Origin of the sequence: Staphylococcus auricularis (assembly GCF_051172115.1) — a bacterium.
Lineage (GTDB): Bacteria > Bacillota > Bacilli > Staphylococcales > Staphylococcaceae > Staphylococcus > Staphylococcus auricularis_A.
In genome coordinates, this window is sequence record NZ_JBPIZN010000001.1 from 23329 (window position 1) to 42889 (window position 19561).

The 19561-nt window shown below is 35.1% G+C and carries 17 protein-coding genes; 14 read left to right on the forward strand and 3 right to left on the reverse strand.

The window, feature by feature from the left end; all coding sequences use genetic code 11:
- The first annotated feature begins 92 nt into the window (after positions 1–92).
- From ACSBRB_RS00215 to ACSBRB_RS00280, 14 genes are all read left to right on the forward strand, one after another.
- Positions 93–5918 (forward strand): phage tail tape measure protein, encoded by a 5826-nt coding sequence (locus ACSBRB_RS00215; RefSeq protein WP_435031080.1) that lies wholly within the window; start codon positions 93–95, stop codon positions 5916–5918.
- A 1-nt stretch (position 5919) separates the two neighbouring features.
- The gene (locus tag ACSBRB_RS00220; RefSeq protein WP_435031081.1) at positions 5920–6753 is read left to right on the forward strand and encodes a phage tail domain-containing protein; all 834 of its coding nucleotides are present in this window, start codon (positions 5920–5922) and stop codon (positions 6751–6753) included.
- Between the two features lie 12 nt (positions 6754–6765).
- The gene (locus ACSBRB_RS00225; RefSeq protein ID WP_435031082.1) at positions 6766–8340 is read left to right on the forward strand and encodes a phage tail protein; all 1575 of its coding nucleotides are present in this window, start codon (positions 6766–6768) and stop codon (positions 8338–8340) included.
- Positions 8333–8515 carry a hypothetical protein gene (locus ACSBRB_RS00230; RefSeq protein ID WP_435031083.1) on the forward strand — a complete coding sequence of 61 codons (183 nt, stop codon included), beginning with the start codon at positions 8333–8335 and terminating at the stop codon, positions 8513–8515. Before ACSBRB_RS00225 ends, ACSBRB_RS00230 begins: the two co-directional genes overlap by 8 nt.
- Complete coding sequence (locus ACSBRB_RS00235) at positions 8512–10371, forward strand: M14 family metallopeptidase (RefSeq protein WP_435031084.1); 1860 nt, start codon at positions 8512–8514, stop codon at positions 10369–10371. The genes ACSBRB_RS00230 and ACSBRB_RS00235 overlap by 4 nt, the downstream gene beginning before the upstream one ends.
- 11 nt (positions 10372–10382) lie before the next feature.
- On the forward strand, positions 10383–11591 hold the full coding sequence (locus ACSBRB_RS00240; protein ID WP_435031085.1) for a BppU family phage baseplate upper protein: 1209 nt from the start codon (positions 10383–10385) through the stop codon (positions 11589–11591).
- Positions 11592–11604: 13 nt separating this feature from the next.
- On the forward strand, positions 11605–12225 hold the full coding sequence (locus ACSBRB_RS00245) for a poly-gamma-glutamate hydrolase family protein (RefSeq protein WP_435031086.1): 621 nt from the start codon (positions 11605–11607) through the stop codon (positions 12223–12225).
- The gene (locus ACSBRB_RS00250) at positions 12222–12650 is read left to right on the forward strand and encodes a hypothetical protein (protein ID WP_435031087.1); all 429 of its coding nucleotides are present in this window, start codon (positions 12222–12224) and stop codon (positions 12648–12650) included. The genes ACSBRB_RS00245 and ACSBRB_RS00250 overlap by 4 nt, the downstream gene beginning before the upstream one ends.
- Positions 12637–13035 (forward strand): hypothetical protein, encoded by a 399-nt coding sequence (locus ACSBRB_RS00255; protein WP_435031088.1) that lies wholly within the window; start codon positions 12637–12639, stop codon positions 13033–13035. The genes ACSBRB_RS00250 and ACSBRB_RS00255 overlap by 14 nt, the downstream gene beginning before the upstream one ends.
- Before the next feature lie 48 nt (positions 13036–13083).
- Positions 13084–13572, forward strand: a complete 489-nt coding sequence (locus ACSBRB_RS00260; RefSeq protein ID WP_233647567.1) for a phage holin — start codon at positions 13084–13086, stop codon at positions 13570–13572.
- Complete coding sequence (locus ACSBRB_RS00265) at positions 13553–14986, forward strand: SH3 domain-containing protein (protein WP_435031089.1); 1434 nt, start codon at positions 13553–13555, stop codon at positions 14984–14986. The genes ACSBRB_RS00260 and ACSBRB_RS00265 overlap by 20 nt, the downstream gene beginning before the upstream one ends.
- 237 nt (positions 14987–15223) lie before the next feature.
- Positions 15224–15898, forward strand: coding sequence for a DUF3800 domain-containing protein (locus ACSBRB_RS00270; RefSeq protein WP_435031090.1), 675 nt, complete (start codon positions 15224–15226; stop codon positions 15896–15898).
- Between the two features lie 453 nt (positions 15899–16351).
- Positions 16352–16879 carry a Panacea domain-containing protein gene (locus ACSBRB_RS00275; RefSeq protein ID WP_435031091.1) on the forward strand — a complete coding sequence of 176 codons (528 nt, stop codon included), beginning with the start codon at positions 16352–16354 and terminating at the stop codon, positions 16877–16879.
- Positions 16866–17264: a type II toxin-antitoxin system PemK/MazF family toxin gene (locus ACSBRB_RS00280; RefSeq protein ID WP_435031092.1), complete on the forward strand. Its 399-nt coding sequence runs from the start codon at positions 16866–16868 to the stop codon at positions 17262–17264. Before ACSBRB_RS00275 ends, ACSBRB_RS00280 begins: the two co-directional genes overlap by 14 nt.
- 273 nt (positions 17265–17537) lie before the next feature.
- On the opposite strand, the gene ACSBRB_RS00285 is transcribed toward ACSBRB_RS00280, so the two are convergent.
- The 3 genes from ACSBRB_RS00285 to ACSBRB_RS00295 form a co-directional block, all read right to left on the reverse strand.
- Entirely contained in the window at positions 17538–18236 is a 699-nt protein-coding gene (locus ACSBRB_RS00285) for a hypothetical protein (RefSeq protein ID WP_435031093.1), read from the reverse strand.
- 111 nt (positions 18237–18347) lie between these two features.
- Complete coding sequence (locus ACSBRB_RS00290; RefSeq protein ID WP_435031094.1) at positions 18348–18593, reverse strand: Ltp family lipoprotein; 246 nt, start codon at positions 18591–18593, stop codon at positions 18348–18350.
- Between the two features lie 32 nt (positions 18594–18625).
- Positions 18626–18910, reverse strand: a complete 285-nt coding sequence (locus ACSBRB_RS00295) for a hypothetical protein (protein WP_435031095.1) — start codon at positions 18908–18910, stop codon at positions 18626–18628.
- Positions 18911–19561 lie beyond the last annotated feature (651 nt).

The window sequence follows — 19561 nt, forward strand, 5'->3', positions numbered from 1 at the left end:
AGCAAAACAACACGCGTTAAGAAAAATGAGAGCCTTATTGGTGCGATTACTGGGAAAGACCCAAGAAAAAAATAAAGAAGGGAGGTTAGTATATGGCTGAACAATATGAGGGTGTAACGATAAAACTTGGATTTAATACGGCTAATATTGATCGAGGAATGCAAGCATTGTCTCGTAAAATGAAAACGTTGAACTCCGAGATGAAATCACATTTAAGTGCCTTTGATATGGCCGAGAAGTCATCAGATAAATATAATGGTAAAATTAAAATTCTGAACAAGCAACTTGAGATGCAAGGTCAAAAAGTAGCGTCTGCTGAAAATAAATTGAAGTCGTTAAGAGACGAACAAACGAAGGCGAACGAGAAAATAGCGGAGTCATCTCAAAAATTAAAGGCTGAAAAAGCAACACTTGATACGTTGAATCAAACATTATCGCGTCATAACTCAAAATTAAATCAAACGAAAGCGACCTATGATAAAGCTGATGCAGATTTAAAGCGCTATAAAAGCGATTTAGATTTACTCAAAGCGAAGCATCAAGAAGCTGGGGTTTCGGTAAAAACGCTAAAAAATAAGCTGACTGAATTAACGAATTCAAACAAGCAAAATACAGCGGAATTCAAACGAACGCAAGCGCAATTAAATGTAGTCGAATCAGAGTATAAACAATTGGGCGCAGAGGTCGATAAAGCGAATTTAAAATATCGTAGTCAAAAAAAGACCGTAGAAGAAACCAAACAAGCGCATCAAAAAATGTCGCAAACTGTTGATAAAGAGACGCAACAGTTAAAAGTTGACATAAAAGAACAAGAAAAAGTAGTCAATGGCGCTGAACAAGCTCATCAGAAGCTACAAAAACGAATTAGCGGGCTACCTGCTTCTATTGATAAAGCAGAAAAGGCTGTTCATCAAGAAAAGGCAACGTTCAATAGCCTTCAAAGACAGTTAAAGAATACAGGAGCGGAATACGAACGATACAAACAAGAAAATAGTCGCACAGCGCAAGTGACAAATAGAGCTAAAGAAGAAATCAGTGCTTTAACGACACAACTTAAACGTTCTTTGAATCAATTTAAAGCGACAGGTTCAAGTGTTTCTTCGTACCAAACACGGATTAATGATTTGAAAAATGCGCATACACAGCTTAAAAATAATATTGCGATGTTAAATCATGAGCACCGCCGTTTATCTGGTGAACAAGGACGCAATAGTGAAGCGGCTAGAAAACTTGCGGATAAAATAAACGTAGAAAAAATTAAGATGAATGAGCTCTCTACTCAAATCAAACAAACAGAAGGCAGTTTGAAAGAATTTGAAAGAGAACAAAAAATCGCAGCTTCATTAAGTGCAACACCAGCAGGTCGTGCAGTACAAAGCATTAATAAATATCAAGATCGCTTAAGAGATACCGCTAACACAATGAAAAGTGTCGGTCGTACGTCTATGATTTACATGACCACACCGATAGTTGCAGGTATGGGTGGCGCTGTCAAAGCATCGATTGATTGGGAAGACGCTCTAACAGGTGTTGCTAAGACAACAGATATGACTGGTAAAGAATTATCCAATATGGGCGATAAAATCACTGACATGTCCAATAAAATGCCTTTTGCCGCAAATGAAATCGCTGGTGTAGCCGAAGCAGCGGGACAACTAGGTGTTAAAAAATCATCCATTCTTGATTTTACTAAAACGATGATGGATTTATCAGTGGCTACCAATATGACTGCTGATGAAGCAGCAACTCAATTTGCCAAGTTCGCGAATGCTGCCGGCATGCCTATTGATAATGTTGATCGTTTAGGCTCTGCTGTTGTTAACCTAGGTAATAATACAGCGACAACAGAGAAAGACATCGTTAATATGGGACAACGTTTAGCTGGTGCTGGTGCACAAGCTGGATTCAGTGCAGACGAGATTATGTCTATTGCAGCTGCTATGTCTTCAGTGGGTATTGAAGCTGAAGCTGGTGGTACAGCGATGACTCAAATTTTTAATAAGATGACTAAAGCAGCAGCTAGTGGAGGCGATGAGCTAAAAGGATTTGCTGAAACGTCAGGCATGAGTGCAGAGCAATTTGCGCAAACATGGGAGAACAACCCAACGAAAGCATTATCTGCCTTCGTTAAAGGGTTAGGTAATACTAAAGGTGGCGCTAAAGGTGTTCAAAAAGCGCTCGAACAAGTTGGTATTAGTGGCATACGTGAAGCAGATACAGTTAGACGTATGGCGAATAACCATAAAGTATTGGATGATGCTTTAAAAGTAGGTTCTGAAGGTTGGAAAGAAAATAATGCGTTAACTAATGAGGCACAACAAAGATACGATACATTAAAATCTAAGTTAATAGTATTAAAGAATAATTTTGTTAATTTCGGTAAAGAAATTGGGGCAACACTTGAACCTATTTTAACTCCTATCATAAATAAACTATCAGATGTTTTTAAAGGATTTCAAGGTGCCAGTAAGGGAACTAAATTATTCGTAGTTGGCCTTGGAGGTCTTGCGGCCGTTCTACCTCCTATTATCTTTTTAGCAGGTAGCTTTGCTGGTGCGCTTTTGAATATCACAAAAGTATTAACAAGGATACCTAAAATGGCAAGTGTATTTAGTTTACTTACTAATCCAATAGGAATTGCTGTAGCAGCGATTGCAGCACTTGGAACTGCTTTTGTTATTGCTTATAAAAAATCCGAAACGTTTAGAAATATTGTTCATACTGTGATTGACCCAGTTATCGAAGGTGTAAAACGATTATGGGGAAATATTAAACTTTTATTCCAAGGCATAAAAAACCTCTTTCAAGGTAATGATGACTTAGGAGGCAAGCTTCTTAATAAACTATTCCCGCCAGGAGTTGTTGAAGCGATAAGCAACACCATAGATTTTATTAAAGAGAAGTTCACAGTTGTATTTGGTGCTGTATCTGATTTCGCCCATAAAATAGGTGAGACCTTAAGTACTTTCTGGGAAGAAAATGGAACACAAATTATCGAAGCCCTTACAAACATAAAAAACTTTATACAACCTATTATAGAAGCGATAAAAAACATTATTGTTGGCGCAGCGAATATTATAAAAAGTATTGTTGTCGGTGCAATGATGACCATATGGAATATTATGAAATTCATTTGGCCTGCAATAGAATTGCTCATTAAATCTGTATGGGGAAATATTAAAGGCATTATATCAGGTGCACTTGACATTATATTAGGTATCGTTAAGATATTTTCAACTTTATTTATTGGAGATTGGAAAGGTTTATGGGACAGCATTGTTCAAGTTCTTAAAGGTATAGTACAGGTAATTTGGAACCTTGTTCAACTATGGTTTGTAGGTAAAATACTTAAATTATTTAAAATATTTGGTAAATTTGTTGCTGGTGTTTTCCGAGGGCTTTGGAAAAAAGTTGTGTCCATTTTCATTAAAATGAAAGATAGCGTTGTTCGTATAGCTACGGCGATTAAGAATGGCGTTTTAAAAGCATTCACTGCAATTAAAAATACGACTGTTAAACTATTCACTATAGTTAAGAACTTCTTAATCAAGGTATGGACAACAATTAAAAGTAAAGTTGTCAACTTAGCCCAAAGATTACGGAACGGAATCAAAAAGATTTGGCATACACTTAAAACAGTCACAATTAAACTTTTTACTACAATTAAAAACTTCTTAATCAAAATATGGACGACAATTAAAAATAAAGTTGTTAATTTAGTACGAAGATTATGGAATGGCATCAAAAAAGTTTGGAATACACTTAAAAAAGTCACAATCAAACTCTTTACTTCTGTCAAAAACTTCTTAGTCAAAGTATGGACGACAATTAAAAACAAAGTTGTCTCAGTAGTTAAAAAACTGTGGAACAGTATTAGACGCGTATGGTTTAATTTGACCAAAGGGTCTCGAAAAATATTCAATAAATTTAAAGTTTATTTTATTAATATATGGAAAAAAATCAAATCTACTGTAATTAATATCGTTTCTAAATTATGGAACCGCGTTAAACGTACATTTAACAATATGAAAGATGGCCTTGAAGGCATTATTGATAAAATCAAAGACCATATAGGTGGTATGGTTAAAGCAATTAAAAAAGGCTTAAATGGCCTAATTAAAGGATTAAACTGGGTCGGTGACAAATTAAATTTACCTAAAATACCTAAGCTATCCAAAGGGACACAAAAAATTAATCGCAAAATACGTACGACACACGACGGTAAGCTTAAATCTGGAACGATGGCCACCGTAGGCGATAAAGGTAGAGGCAATGGCAAAGGTCGTGACGGACGCAGAGAACTCATTCAATATCCTAATGGTCGTACAGCTCTTACACCTGCGAAAGACACGCACACATACCTTCCTAAAGGCTCAAGAGTGATTAACGGAAAACAACGCCAATCTGTAGAAGGGCCGCCGTTTAGTACGGGTACATTACCTAGATTCAGCAAAGGTAGCTGGTTCGGTAAAACGAAAGATTGGGTTGGAGACAAAGTAAGTAATATCGGTTCTGCCATCGGCAATGGTGCTAAGATGCTGGCAGATAAAGTCGGAGATGTTATGGATTACGTTAAACATCCAGGTAAATTGTTGGATAAAGTTTTATCTACTTTAGGTGTTGATTTCAAATCCATCACTAAAGGAATGGGTATGGTTGGAGAAATCACACGTGCTGCGTGGAAGCGTATTAAAAAAGCGGCTATCCAATGGATTAAAGACGGTTTCGATTCAATGGCGGGCGATGGTTCCGTGTTTGATGGCTATGACATCTTACAGCCATATTCGGCACCACCTAAACCGCCTAACCCCAACTATCCATTTAATGGTGGTGTCCATCACGGTGTCGACTATGATATGCCTGTAGGTACTGATGTACGAACACCAATGGCTGGTAAGGTTAAAAATTGGTATGACAGTTATGGCGGAGGTAACTCAGTCACTGTTGCTAAAGGTAAAACGTATTTATGGTTTATGCATTTAAGTAAACAACTGAAAAAAACAGGCGAACAAGTCAAAGCAGGCCAATTGATCGGTAAGTCAGGAAATACAGGCTCACAAACCAACTACAGACACTTACATTTCCAAGTCAACCAAGGTGGCGAAGCCAATAAATATTCAACTGACCCAATCCCATGGCTCAAAAAACATGATAAAACGGGTGGAGGCAAAAGAAAACCGAGTGAATGGCGCTCTACAATAGAAAAAGCGGCTAAAAGAATGAAAGTAAGTCCGTCAGAAGCGCAAATTAACGGTATTATTGCCCAAATTGAACGTGAATCAGGGGGAGATCCTGGCATTACACAAGGTAATATTGGTGATATTAATAATAGAAATGGAACCCCTGCGCAAGGTTTACTTCAATTTGTTCCTGCAACGTTCAAAAGCTTTGCGGTTAAAGGTCATACAAACATCAATAGTGGGTACGATCAATTGCTTGCCTTCTTTAATAACTCAAACTGGGCAAATGATATACAATATGGTAAATCCGGTTGGGGGCCACGTGGTCATAGACGTTTTGCGACAGGTGGATTAATCAGACAACCTGGTTTCTATCAGTTAGCAGAACAAAAATGGCCTGAGTGGGTCATCCCAACGGATCCTAAACGTCGCACAGATGCTCAAAAACTTTTAGCACTTGCAGGTAAAGATATCATGAGTGGTAAAAAAAATAGACGACCAAGTCATTTTAATTCATCTAGCGTTAAATACAATGAAACAGACAGAAAAGATAATAAAATGATTGAAATCATGGCACAACAGCTTAGAGAGACGCAAAAACAAGTGGAATTACTCACACGTCTTGTCGCAAGCAACCAAAGATTAGAAAATAAACCGAGCGGTTTTAACGAGCGCGACATAAGCAGAGCGCAAGGTGACAGATATCTATTAGATGCTTATTCACTAGGAGGCATATAATATGAAGGAAAAGCAAGTTGAATTGTTTAATGATTATTTTAATTACACATTGACGGATATACCTCGACTTAAGTTTTTAGAATTTGAAGAAGGAGAAGTTCAAAGAAAAAATAATGAAATTGAAATGGAAGGTAGCGATGGCGCACTTGTAGGCGCTTCAAACTTCGCTCCTTTTGAACTCAAGTTAATGTTTTCTTACTTGGGCGATAATATGAATGAATATAAGTTAGCTAAAGAAAAAGTCAGACAAATCATTAATCAGCGCGATCCTTATTATGTATGGCATTCAGAAATGCCAGGGAAGAAGTATGCGGTTGTTCCAAGCGGTCAGTCTATCGAGGATTTGACCGCTACTTTTGGGACTTTTGAGATTACTTTTTCTGTTTATAAAGGGTATTCAGAGTCATATAAAGATACATCTGACTTTGATTTTTCTGATGAAAGTTTTCAGTTTCAACAAGGTGTCATCGGAGATGAAGCGATTCAATACAACCATAATACGAGATATTTCAAAATTTATAATGGGTCTTCGGACACAATCAATCCCTTATTGCGACATAAGTTAAACATTAAATTAAGTGTTGTGGCACCTAATGGATTTGAACTATGCAATTTAACAACAGGTGATATCTTTGAATATAAAAAGGCGTTGAAAAAGCGTACAGAAATATCAATTTTAGGGGTACATCCTTATATTGATAATAAACGTGTAGGTAAAGATACCAATTATGATTTTATCACATTAGCTCCTGGTTGGAATGAAATATTGATTAGAGGCGAATCATTGACCGACAACCCCGAAATTGAATTCGTGTTTAATTATATATACAGATAAAGGAGCGGGCGCATGGAAAATTTAGTATTAGTTGAACGTAATAATGATTTTGCGGAAATTATCAATGATTTTGACTTTGGCTCTTTCAAATATGAGTATGAAATTAATGGTGACAGATCTATTAGTTTTGTTGCCTATAAGACATCTAATAATGCGGATATTTTTAATAATCTTATAAATGAAAATTATGTGCTTTGGAAGGGTCAAAAATATGTGATTAAATCGACAGAATTAAAATATGAAAATGCCGTTATAACAAATGAAGTTATTGCCAAACATATTAGCATGGAATTTCAAAACCATTTTGTGGAAAAGGATTTAAGTAATGAGGCGATGAATGATGAAACATCAGAAAGTGAGAATGATGAAGCTGTAACAATGAAATTGAATACATTTCTTAAAGATGTTTTTAAAAATAATAAGCTCGGTTTTAGTTATGAAGTTCATGGTAAGTTTAAAGATGCAGTCCAAGTTGAAGAAATAGGCGATAAGAACGGTATTGAATCATTACAAGATGGTGCTGAAGCTTTCGGTTACATTTATTTTGGAGATAATAAAACCATTCATATTTATAAGCCTGATGCGTTTTATGAGCCTTCAGATGAAATATTAGTTTACAAGTATAATACAAGTACAGTCAGTGCTAAGACGACGACAACGGAGTTACGCACGTTCATTAAAGGCTACGGCAAGAAGAAAAAGAAATCCGAAACTAAAAATTATAGTCCAATCAAACCGCAGAGTTTGTCCTATTCTGGTAAGTTCACTAAAGAGGGAACATGGAGAACCGAACAAGTCGGCGCAAGTTATTCCAAAACATTAAATTGTAAATGGGGTAATGAAAGTTTGACATGGAGCTTGAAAAAGATGTCTAAAGGTGGCATCGTAGAAGTTTTTTTAGATGGGAAAAGTAAAGGGAAATATAGCTGTTATAGTAAGAGCGCATCGACAGAAAAGATTGTCATTGCCACAGGTTTAAAAAAAGGAAAGCATACATTTAAAGCGATATTCAGAGGCGCAAAAGATGGTGTCGATTACAAAGATTCGAAACCGAATATGTATGTGGGTACCAAAAAGAGCAACGTATTAAATTTAACGGCTGTTTTAAAAGGTAAAGATATTTATCATACTTACGCAGAATATAAATCAGATCACTATGATACCTTCGGTCATGCAGAAGCACCTACTATTTATGACGATAATATCAAAACCAAAAGTGAACTGATAGATAAGTTAAAAGAATCCTTAGATGATGAGCCGACACTTGAAGTTTCAACAAACTATCTTGGTTTAGAGACTTTACACGAAAATAATACAATCCGATTTATTCATAAACCGCTCGGATTGAATGCAGACCTTAAAGTTGTGAAGCTTGTAGCCAAACATCCGCTTACGAATCAACCATTGGAAGTGGAATTCAGCAACGCTAAAACGGACATCATCAAAATACAGCAACAATTAAATAAAAAAATAAAAGGTTTTAATCAATCTATTAAAAAATCAAAGAGTGATGAAAAACAAATCGATGTTCAATCATTATTTGAAGGGTTTTCCGAAGATGTAGGGAGCGTGATTATAGATGAGTAAAGAAGTGATGTTAAAATATTTAATTGAAAATAACGAAAAATTCTTCCCGATGACTCATGTAGAAGCTATTATAGGTGCAGAAAATATTTATAACATGATAGATAAAAATAAAATAGAAATTGAATCACTGAAACAAGAAATTCAAGAATTAAAAAGAAAGGAGGATAATAAATGATTTTAACCTTAGATTTTCCAATTGAGATCGGGCATAATTTCAGAACTAAGATGATTACTAACTTTAAAATCATTTTAGATTACTATAATGAGTTAGACCACCAGCACCAAAGACATACCACAACGGAACCACACGCACATCAAGCGATACAAGTTGATTATAGACATACGAATGTATCTGCTTTTTTAGATTACCTCAATAGTGCCATTAATAATCTTGTTCTTGGTAATAATGGTGACGGGATAGCGGAAACAAAGCAAGCTCGTGTATCAATAGATGGAACAGTCCATCCCTTGTTGCAAGAGAGACTTGTATATGATTTCTTAGGCGTCCATAGTCGTTTGGAAAAACAAGAAAATGTGTTAGGAGATGCTAGTTATATTTGGTATCCACCTTATATCGGAAGTAATAAACTAGGTGAAGATGGGACACCTAATCATTGGGATCCAGAAGCACACTTGAACGCATTTGTTAATCCCCTCGTCGACAATGACTATGTCACTAAAAAGACGATCGGAAAGGATCAAAGTGGGAAATACAACGTTTATCGATATACGTTTGAACCGCAACATTACAGTAAAACGTTGCTTGTTACTTCTTGTATCCACGGAAATGAAACAAGCGGATTCTTTTCAATGTGTCATATTACAAATATGTTAGTTAACGAATGGGAGAAACACCCTCAACTGGCTTATATGCGAAAAAATGTGCGCTTGATTTGGGTTCCGATGGTTAATCCATGGGGGTTTGCGAATCAAGAAAGAGAAAATGTGAATAATTGCGATCTAAACCGTAACTTTGATTACAATTGGGATAAAAGCGGAGGGACAGACCCCGCAGAGAAAAACTACAGAGGGAAGGCGCCTTTCTCAGAGGCAGAATCTCAAAACATGCGTCAGTTGGTTCAAAGTATCAGCGGATTAACCGCACACATTGATTTACATGATATTATCTCAGTCAAAGCAGACTACTGTTTGTTTTATCCGAGATGGGCGAAACAAAGCACAAATCGAATGGCACAGTTAATTAATAAACTTAAAAACGAAGGTGACTTAGTTGTTTGGGGTACAAGTACGCTAGGTTCACTTAGTAACTGGGTTGGAATCAAGAATAACGTCACGTCTTATCTTTCTGAATTAAACGAGGGCAGAGTTGGAGATAAGAAAAGTCCAGCAGAAATGAGACGCTCTGTTCGTTGGATTGGTAATCTTGTTTTCGAATTATGCCAATTAAAATCAGGACAAAATGGGCAAACATCTAACGATCCGTTTATTAAAGCGATGATTTACGATGATAAATTTAACGATAAGACATCTGAAGTGATTACCTTAAGACAAGATCGGAACGAGTGGCAACGTATTATGATGAGCCAACAAAGATTCAGAGTAACCGCAAATGGTTTTGTTGAGTTATATGGCTATATCACAATCAATGTTGACCGTGATGTTACCGTCGGTATCAATCCTAATATCATTCAAAACTATCATCCATTTTTCAGTAAAACGAAAACAAAAGAGAGAAACTTATATAGCATCGAACATGTTATGAATAAAGGGAATACCACCGTTCCTATTTATGCGATTGCAGGTGTACAAATGTCCAGCATCACAGAGGAAGGTTCAGGTCGTGTAGATGAAGTGATGCCAATGCTTGACCTACTGAAAAAAGGAGAAGGTGTCGTCAAGCTCAAGCAAGTGAAGCTATTTGTGAAATTCACACCATCCAATAACGCAGGTGCCGTTCAAATCTTAAAATCAGGTGAGTATGGTAACTTGAAAGAAGATACATTTACACAAGTTTACCCTAATGATTCTAACTTTTCAGATATAAGAAATACCATTAATCCTAATCAATAAGGAGTGAGACGATGGAATTAAAGAAAATCGGAAAAATTGATATTAAAGATGAACCATATTTAAAGCCTATATCTGATTTAGATATAGGTTTTTATAATTTGGATAATCATACGTCCGTCTTACGATTTTATATCACTAAAGATGATCACCCTTTGCTTGTTAGCGATAAAAACGCTAATACCTATGTATATTTGGAATCAGCTAATGGCTCTAATCAAATTGTCGAAGATATCGCGTATATTAATCCGATGAAGGGGCTTGTGGAGATTACGATACCTATTGAATTCTTACAAGCTTCAACAGGTACAGCGGTCACGGGTCAAATTTACATCAGTGTTAACAATATTGGTGATCCTTCAGACGCTGATACTGTGGTGCTAAATGAATTTACGTTTAGTGTGGCAGATGCAAAAATAAATAAAATCAATGGCGCTACGAAAATCAGTTATATTCGCATGTTTGATGAATTGAAAAAGCGCATCGGAGAACGAGAAAAAGATATTCAAGAAAAGTTAGACAACATGGAGGATTATATAACAAAAGTTGAAGCGAAAACAGCTGAAGGCGTGAAAGAGATAGACACTAAATATAAAAACGCTTACGCCTCATTGTCGAAACTTGGACAAACTAGCGAGAATGAAATAAACGAAGCATTAGAGGGAGCCCTCAATACCTTAAATAATACGACGAATGACAATTACAGGAAAGTTAGGGATGTTGGGACAAAACATTTGCGTGATATACGGGCTGAGAAGACGAATATCGAGAATTTGCTTAATTCAAAGGGATTCGTAAGACACGAGACATTAGTGGAGCTTTCGACTGATCTTAAACAATCAGTTAACGAACTGATCCCCGAAGTCAGCGACTGGATCACGTATGATTTAAACGATGATGCAAGAAAAGATAAGCATTATAAAATAAAAAAACAAAATGGTTTTGATTGTGCGTATAAAACAATACAAAACCGAGATTATAAAATGGTTACGGTGCGAATAAATGCCGATACGTTTGAAAGTGGTGATGTTATAGCAAAATTGCCAGAAAATATTGTTACACATACACATACAGCATTCATTAGAGCGGTACCACAAAAGGCGTACGGTGCTCAAATCGTATTAGAACCGACGGGCGAGCTCAAGGTATGGATTAGTAACCCTGGTGAATGGGAAGCTGACGCATCACATTATATTTATGGTGAAACATGCTTTATCGAATAGGAGGTTTTTAAGGATGGCAGACGTTTACAACTCTATGAGCGAGCTCATAAGAAAAGAAAAAGATTATAAATTTGAATATTACGACCAAGGAAGTCACAACTTGATTACAGCGGTTCATGGTGGAGGTATTGAGTCGGGGACGTCTGAACTTGCACAATGTATCGCTGAAAAATCAAGATCGAATTATTTTAGTTTTAAAGCGATGAAAAGAAAAAATAATTATGATTTTCATGTGACCTCTACACATTACGATTACCCTACTTTGATTCAATGGAGTCAGAAGATGAAGCAAGTTATCGCAATTCATGGTGTTAAAGGGAATGATGTTATTACCTACGTAGGTGGTCGAGACAAAGAGATGAGAAATATCATTATTGAATTGTTAAATGGCAACGGCTTTAAAGCTGAAAGGGCGCCTAAACGGCTTGCAGGTACAAATCCTAATAACATCACGAATAAAAATGCGCGAGGTCAAGGTGTTCAACTCGAACTCTCAACACAACAGCGCAAGATGCTTTTTAAAAATAATGATTTTAGTCGCTCAGTTAGAGAAAAAGAAATCAATTGGAGCGACGATATGTATTTGTATGCTGATAGCATTTGTAGAGCGATTAAAAGAGGTGAATCAAGTTGACTAAGCATAAAAACATTTTAGTGCCCCAGAAAATAGCTACATTATCCCTTTTAGCATTGGGTGCATTTATAACGATTCGAGGATTTTATTTCGCAGTAAATCAAGAGGATGTCATACATGAAAGTGAGTTTTATACCACATTATATCGAGTGATGCCTATGTGGATATGGGGATCACTTTTAATTGTTTTTGGATTTTTGTTTATACTTGCAAGTTGCTTTTTTGGCAAACGCTCAACCAATAATATATCTAACTACTGTATGCTTATTGGAGGCGCTGGGGGAGCTATCATATATTTCTTTATCGCATCAGCAAGTATATACAACACGATTAATTGGATTTCACCCGCACAATTTATCACAATAACAGCATGGTTATGTTTTATTAGTTTTTTAGGTGGCAATGATATTTATGCCAGAAGATAAATATGTTTTAAAACATGAGTGGCAAGAAAGCAACGGAAAAATCAATGAAAAAATAAATCAAATTGATAACAAGCACACTAAAAACTATACTGATCTTTTGAATAAAATTGATAAGCAGACGATTTTGCAGGAAAAGTCTTTCGAATCACAATCTAAATCAGAACAACATTTGGAAAAAATAAGTACATCACTGAGTGACATGGGCTACCGCGTTAGGGATTTGGAACATGACTCAGATACAAATAAAAAAAACATTCAAATGATTCAAAATAAAATAGAAGATGAAGCTAAAGGTAATCGAGATGTTATTGTAGCCTGGATTAGTGTTGTGGGTGTGGTACTAGTACCGATTATCACACTCGTCGCAAACGTATTTTTTGAATAAGTAAGGGATCCTGAAAAGGGTCTCTTTTTTATATGGAGGTTTTGAATAATGAATTGGAAATTAAGATTTAAGAATAAACCAACACTCGTAGCTATTGTAGGTGCTTGTTTATTACTCGTTAAACAAGTCACAGAATTATTTGGTTTAGATTTAAGCGCACAACTTGAACAAATCGCAGACATCTTGGGCACAATTATTCTCTTACTTGTAACTGTAGGTATCATAAACGACCCTACAACAGAAGGTGTCAATGATACGGAGCTCGTTAAACAATATAACAAACCACGTAAACAAGGGTTGATGCCCGTAGATTTTGTTAAGCCACCTCAAAAAGAAGATGAAAATGTAGCTCCTGAAGCTAAAGCCAAAGAAATCGAGGATTTCGATACAAACCAGCCTTTCACAGACGATTCAGATGAAGTAGATTTTGATGTTGCAGATGATGAAGTAGACGAAACTTTAAAACGTGGCGCAAGCGCATATCACGATGATCAAATTTTAAAAGAGGATGATGAAAATGCCAGCGAAACTAACTAAAGAGGAAGCTAAAGAATTCATTAAAACGTTGAACGGTAAAATGTGGGATTACGATGGTGCCTACGGCGCACAATGCTTCGATCTAGCTAATGTTTACTGGGATAAATTATTCGGACATGGTTTAAAAGGACAAGGTGCCAAAGATATACCGAATGCAAATAACTTTAATGGTGAAGCACATGTATATAATAATACAGCTTCATTTAAGGCTAAAAATGGCGATTTAGTCGTATTCAACTCGAATTATGGTGGTGGATATGGCCATGTTGCTATTGTAGTTAATGGGAATCATGACGGTGATCTACAGCAACCCAAGTCTCTAGACCAGAATTGGCATGGAGGCGGTGAGGCTATGACAGAGCCAGCACAATACATCGTACATGACTATGATTTCCCAATGTGGTTTATACGTCCTATTTTCAAAAAAGGGAGCGAAACGAAAAAATCAACGCAATCAGCTACAAAAACAACTGAAAAGAAAAAGGAAGCTCCAAAGAAAAAGCCAATCAAACTAAAATATATTGAAGACGAAGTCATAGGGTATAAACTTGATAAGAGAGGTAGCAAACCGAAAGGTGTAGTTTTACACAACGATTGGGGTAGTGCAGGTGCCACAGCTGAATCTTATCATAAAGGGCTTGTCAACGCTTCACAAGAGCGTCTTGAACAAGGTATAGCGCACAGTTACATTAGCGGTAATACTGTATGGCAAGCTTTACCAGAAGAACGTATCGCATGGCATACAGCAAACTCAAACGGGAACAAAAATTATTATGGCATTGAAATCTGCCAAAGCATCGGAGCAAGTGATAAAACATTCTTGAAAAACGAACAAGCAGCCTTTCAAGAAGCGGCTCGGTTACTCAAAAAATGGGGTTTAAAAGCGAATCGTAACACTGTAAGATTGCATGTTGAATTTACTAACACAAGTTGTCCGCATAGAAGCGCATTGTTGCATACAGGACACGATCCAGAAAAACAAGGAATGTTGTCTAAGCAACAACAGAAAAAACTTAAAGACTACTTTATTAAACAAATCAGAGCTTTCATGGACGGCAAAGTCCCAACAGCAAAAGTTGTTAAAGGGAAATCATCTAGCAATACATCATCGACGATTGCTGGAGCATGGAAACGCAATAACTATGGAACTTACTACATGAAAGAAAAAGCGCGTTTTACAAATGGTGATCAGCCTATTATGGTTCGTACACAAGGACCATTCAGAAGTTGTCCGTACGCTTATGATTTCAAACCAGGTGGTTATTGCGATTATGATGAAGTAATGTTGCAAGATGAACACGTTTGGGTAGGTTACGATTGGAAAGGTCAACGATATTATTTATCAATTAGAAAATGGAATGGCGTAGCACCACCTAACCAAAGTGTTGGTGAGTTATGGGGAATAATTAATTAAATTTAACAAAAGCAATAACCTTGATAAAGTTTATACATGTTAGTACAATATATTCAGATGACGTTTCCTATTAGGGATAAGCATAACGGTGCTTGTCCCTGTTTTTTTATGTTCGATGATATGTTCGGTCTATCAAAAAACCAACCTTTGTAATAAAATTAATTTAAAAAAAACAAGGAAGTATAACTATGAGTGAAAAGTTTTTGTACATTGATGATTCAGGACAACTGAGCAACAATGGGACTCATGAATATTTTATATATGCCGGTATTATTTATCGAAAACAAAAATGCTATAAATGAACTAAAAAGACGTGTTAATGGTTTAGCAAAATCTAGAAAAATTAAAGGTGAATTTAAAGGTGCTGAGTTAGGTGGAAGACACCGCAGAAAAATACTTGAAATTATAAGTAATACAAATGAGGTTCATGTTTTCTTTGTGATTGAAAAAACAGAGTTGTTAACCAAAGTTAATTTTGATAACCCAAGTAGAGTTAGATTTCATAAAAACTATTTGATTAGAAGATTAATCGAAAAAATTATTGATAAAAAATTAGTTGACGACGAGGATTTACTTTATGCTTACATTGATAATGAAGCATCGAATGATACTAACCGAGCTAAATATCTGAACCAACACTTAAATAATTACTGGAAAAAAGATAATATAGGGAATTATCAAAAGCATCAATTTTATGCTGGGTGCATACCTTATTGTGATGTTAATATTAAAGTGAAATATTTAGATTCAAAACATGAGAGAATGATACAACTTGCAGATATATTAGCGAACTCTAAATATAAACGTTTCGCTGGTAAAAAAGGTTGTCATTCTGATATAGTGCACCCTGAATTTTGTTTGAAGCTCCCACAAACTTTTTACAGCCCCAAAAGTCATGTTTACAATACATAAATTTGTGGTAAAATAAAGTAACAGCATAGACTGTCTATAGCAAGTTAACCGAAGAGATTCTAAACGTATTAGTAAATACGTGGCGCTTGCTAGTAACCGTATCTTAATAGGTACGGTTATTTTTTTATGTCTAAAAAATAAACAAAACCGGGATAAATTCTCGATTAATTCAGGCTGCTGATTTCATTGCTGGTTGTGTACATCATTACTATACACATAATAATAATTTATGCTATAATTTAATTAAATCAAAACTTGACTGTAAATATCATTATCCTTATAATAATTTCTAGTGCACACGTAAACCTGTGTATTTCGTGCTCAACTTTTAGAAGCATAAAGGCGTTTTAACCGTCCTCGAATACATAGTAGTGTGCACTCTTTTTTTATGTTTAGAGTTTACAAAATAACACTTGAAGAGTATATTATTGTAGAAGGAAAGGAGGGGTTATAGTGGAACGACAACCTAATAAAACCTATATTATAGTTCAAAATTTAGTTTCAATTTATCAAGAAATCACTGGAAATAGTTTAGTGGGCGATGAAATGAAGGTTCAAAAATTGATGTATTATATTCAAAAGACATCTTTAGCTTTAACTGGCAAAACTATAATTGATGAACAATTTGAAGGTTGGGTTCACGGACCTGTTTTACCTTCCTTAAGAGGCTTATTTGAATACTATATTGAAGACGATAAAGCAAAAGAAAAAATAAATGATACAGAAGAATATATAATCGAAAATGCAATTTATCAATATGGTAAATATGCTACGTGGGCTCTTAGAGAAAAATCTCATAAAGAAACATCGTGGATAAATAGTCGAAAAGGCTTAGGGTCAAATGAAAGAGGACATAAAAAAATATTATTAGATGATATAATAGAAGATTCTAAAAAAATTAGATTGTACGATTACACATATGATATGTATATAGATGAATTTGAAGATATGGAGGAGGATTTTGTTAGTGTACAACAATAATCCTTCTCAATTGATAGGAAGTATAGTTAAAATAAGACTGCCTTTCTATAATATTTCTACACAACAAAAGCAATTCAAAAAAAGACCAGCTCTCATTATTGGATGCGAAAGAGAATCTTACCCGTGTGATTTTACTTATTTGCCAATATCAAAAATTTCTAATTCAGCTTATAGAGATTCAAAATATGATTTAGAAATAACTGGTTCAGATTGTAATGTTTTAAATTTAAATCATGATCCCTCATTTATTAGATGCCATAAAATAGGAACAGTTCATAGTAGTGAAATTCATAGAAAAATTATTAGTGATTTAAGTTCTAGCTTACCTCGACTATTTAATGAAGCAAAAAAGAAATACGAAGATTTTTCAAGTGAATTATTTTAGATATTAACTCTCTAATATTTGTAATAGGAAATTATTTAATTTATTGAACTAAACTATAAAAAACAACCATATCTTAATAGGTACGTTTATTTTTTGTGCCTAAAAATAAACAAAAACCAGGATAAATTCCCGGTTATTTTTGTGTCACTGATACCACTTTGTTGTAAAACTAAAAAAAATAAAAAAGTATAAAAGATATTGTCGATCCGCACTAAGTGGGAGTCATACCTATTGCATTTTTGGTTTGTGTCAACTTCACGTCAAAAAATGCTTTCATAGTGCGTGATTATAGTGTGTTTCACCTCCCTCACTCGCTGCCTGTCTCGTAGCCCAACTATCATAATCTTCGCCTTCTTGAACCCAATGGTTGCCTTCTGGAAATCCATTTGGATCATTCCAATATGGTTTACTCTCTTCTAATGCGCCTTCGTAATCACCTGTGCCATATCCGAGTTGTGATTCATCGTGTGTTGTCGGTTTAGTGCGATTCCATTCATCAATCTGTGCTTGCGTCATATAGCCTTGTTGTGTTTGAGTGTCATCAGTTACAGTATTAGGATTTTGTGCAGGTGCTTGCATACTATTTTGTTGTTCAGAGACATTTTCACTTTGGGGGATATTCTCATTTTCTTGTACTGGTTGAGCGCTGGCATGATTTTCTGTGTTTTGTTGAGACGCATTATTTTGCGCTGGCTGTGATTGATCCATTTGTGATTGAGCATCTGCTGATTCGTTGTATTGTGTATTATTATTTTCTTCTTGAGATGGTCGAGTTTCATTACTCTCGGTTTGTTTATTTTTAGTTGATGCTTTTTTAGAAGTATCTTTATCGTCTTTATTCTTCGTATGTTCTTTCTTACTTTCTTTACTACTCGTTTGCTTCTCATTTTTTGTTTCTGAAACATTTCCGTATTGGCTACAAGCGCTTAAAACGAGGGAACTCGTTAATATTAACCATAAAACTTTTTTCATTTTACCACCTTCAAAATTAATTTTTTTAAAGTAAAAAGGACAATACGAATTTATAATTCACTAAAACTGAAACGTAAAAGGTAGAAAACTTTAGATAGAGTAGTTTTACTTTTATTTATCTAGATGATCAATCGCATATTGTGCTTCTTCTTCTGTAAACTTGTTTCCCGCATCAGAAATGAGTTGGTTATATATTGCGCCTGTAGACATATTGAGTGTATTTCTGTAATTTTTAGCTGTTTTTAATGCATTTTCTTTATAATCAGCTTTTAAATGATCTACAGCATATTGAGCATCTTCCTCCGAAAATTTATCGATTTCTGACGTCAACTGACGATATATGCCATTCTTGGACATATGCATTGTTTTCGAATAATTTTTAGCTGATTTTAATGCTGCTTTTTCTCATTAGATATATTTGAAGTATTGTTTTTTGATGATTTATCTTTATCATCAACAACTTCTACTTCATTTAGATCTTTATCAACCGTATTCACAAATACTGCGGTACAAGCACTAAATAATATACCCATGAGAATGACAAAGAGTAGGCAACCGCCACAACCCCATAACCATTTCTTTGTGGTACTTCTTCTCTGCTGTTCTTTATATTCTTCAAATTGGCGCTGTTGTTGTCGTAAAAGTTCTTCATTAGAAATTTGTTTTTCTGGCATTTATTTACTCCTTTTTTAATATGCAAAAGAAACGCGATAAAGTTTTATACGGTCACATTTTTCTCACCTCCAAAATTTTAGATTTATTAATTTAGATTTTTAATATCAAAAAATACGGATTATTCGGAAAAATGAAAAGGTAAAGTTGAATGTCTGAGGGTGGGGGCATTTCTAAATGCATACAAAATGTAGTTATAAGATGAATCTCTAATTTTATTATATACTATTTTTCTGAGTTAAACAGTATAAAATTTACTAAGTGAAGAATTATATTGAAGTCATATAGGAGTAGGGATATGTATATGCACAGTACTTAAACTGAAGGTAGAGGATGGTTGAACAGTGAAATTTTAATTTTAACATTTTCACTTCATTTGAAAATGTAAGAGGGTATTTGCAATCGACTATATTGTGCGGTTTACAGGAGGAAAGGTGTTTTCACATAAAAAATGACTAGTCAGATTACGAGTTATTTAGAAACTTAAACTAACTTGATAGTTAAAAATAACTCACATTGCCTGACTAGTCTTAAGTACTTTATAAAAGTGGCGAAGATGATAAAGTCACTTATTTAGTTGTACAAAATCGTTGGTTAATTATTAAAGGCGATAACTTATTAAAGAAAAAATTTAAATGTTAACTTTCGGTTTG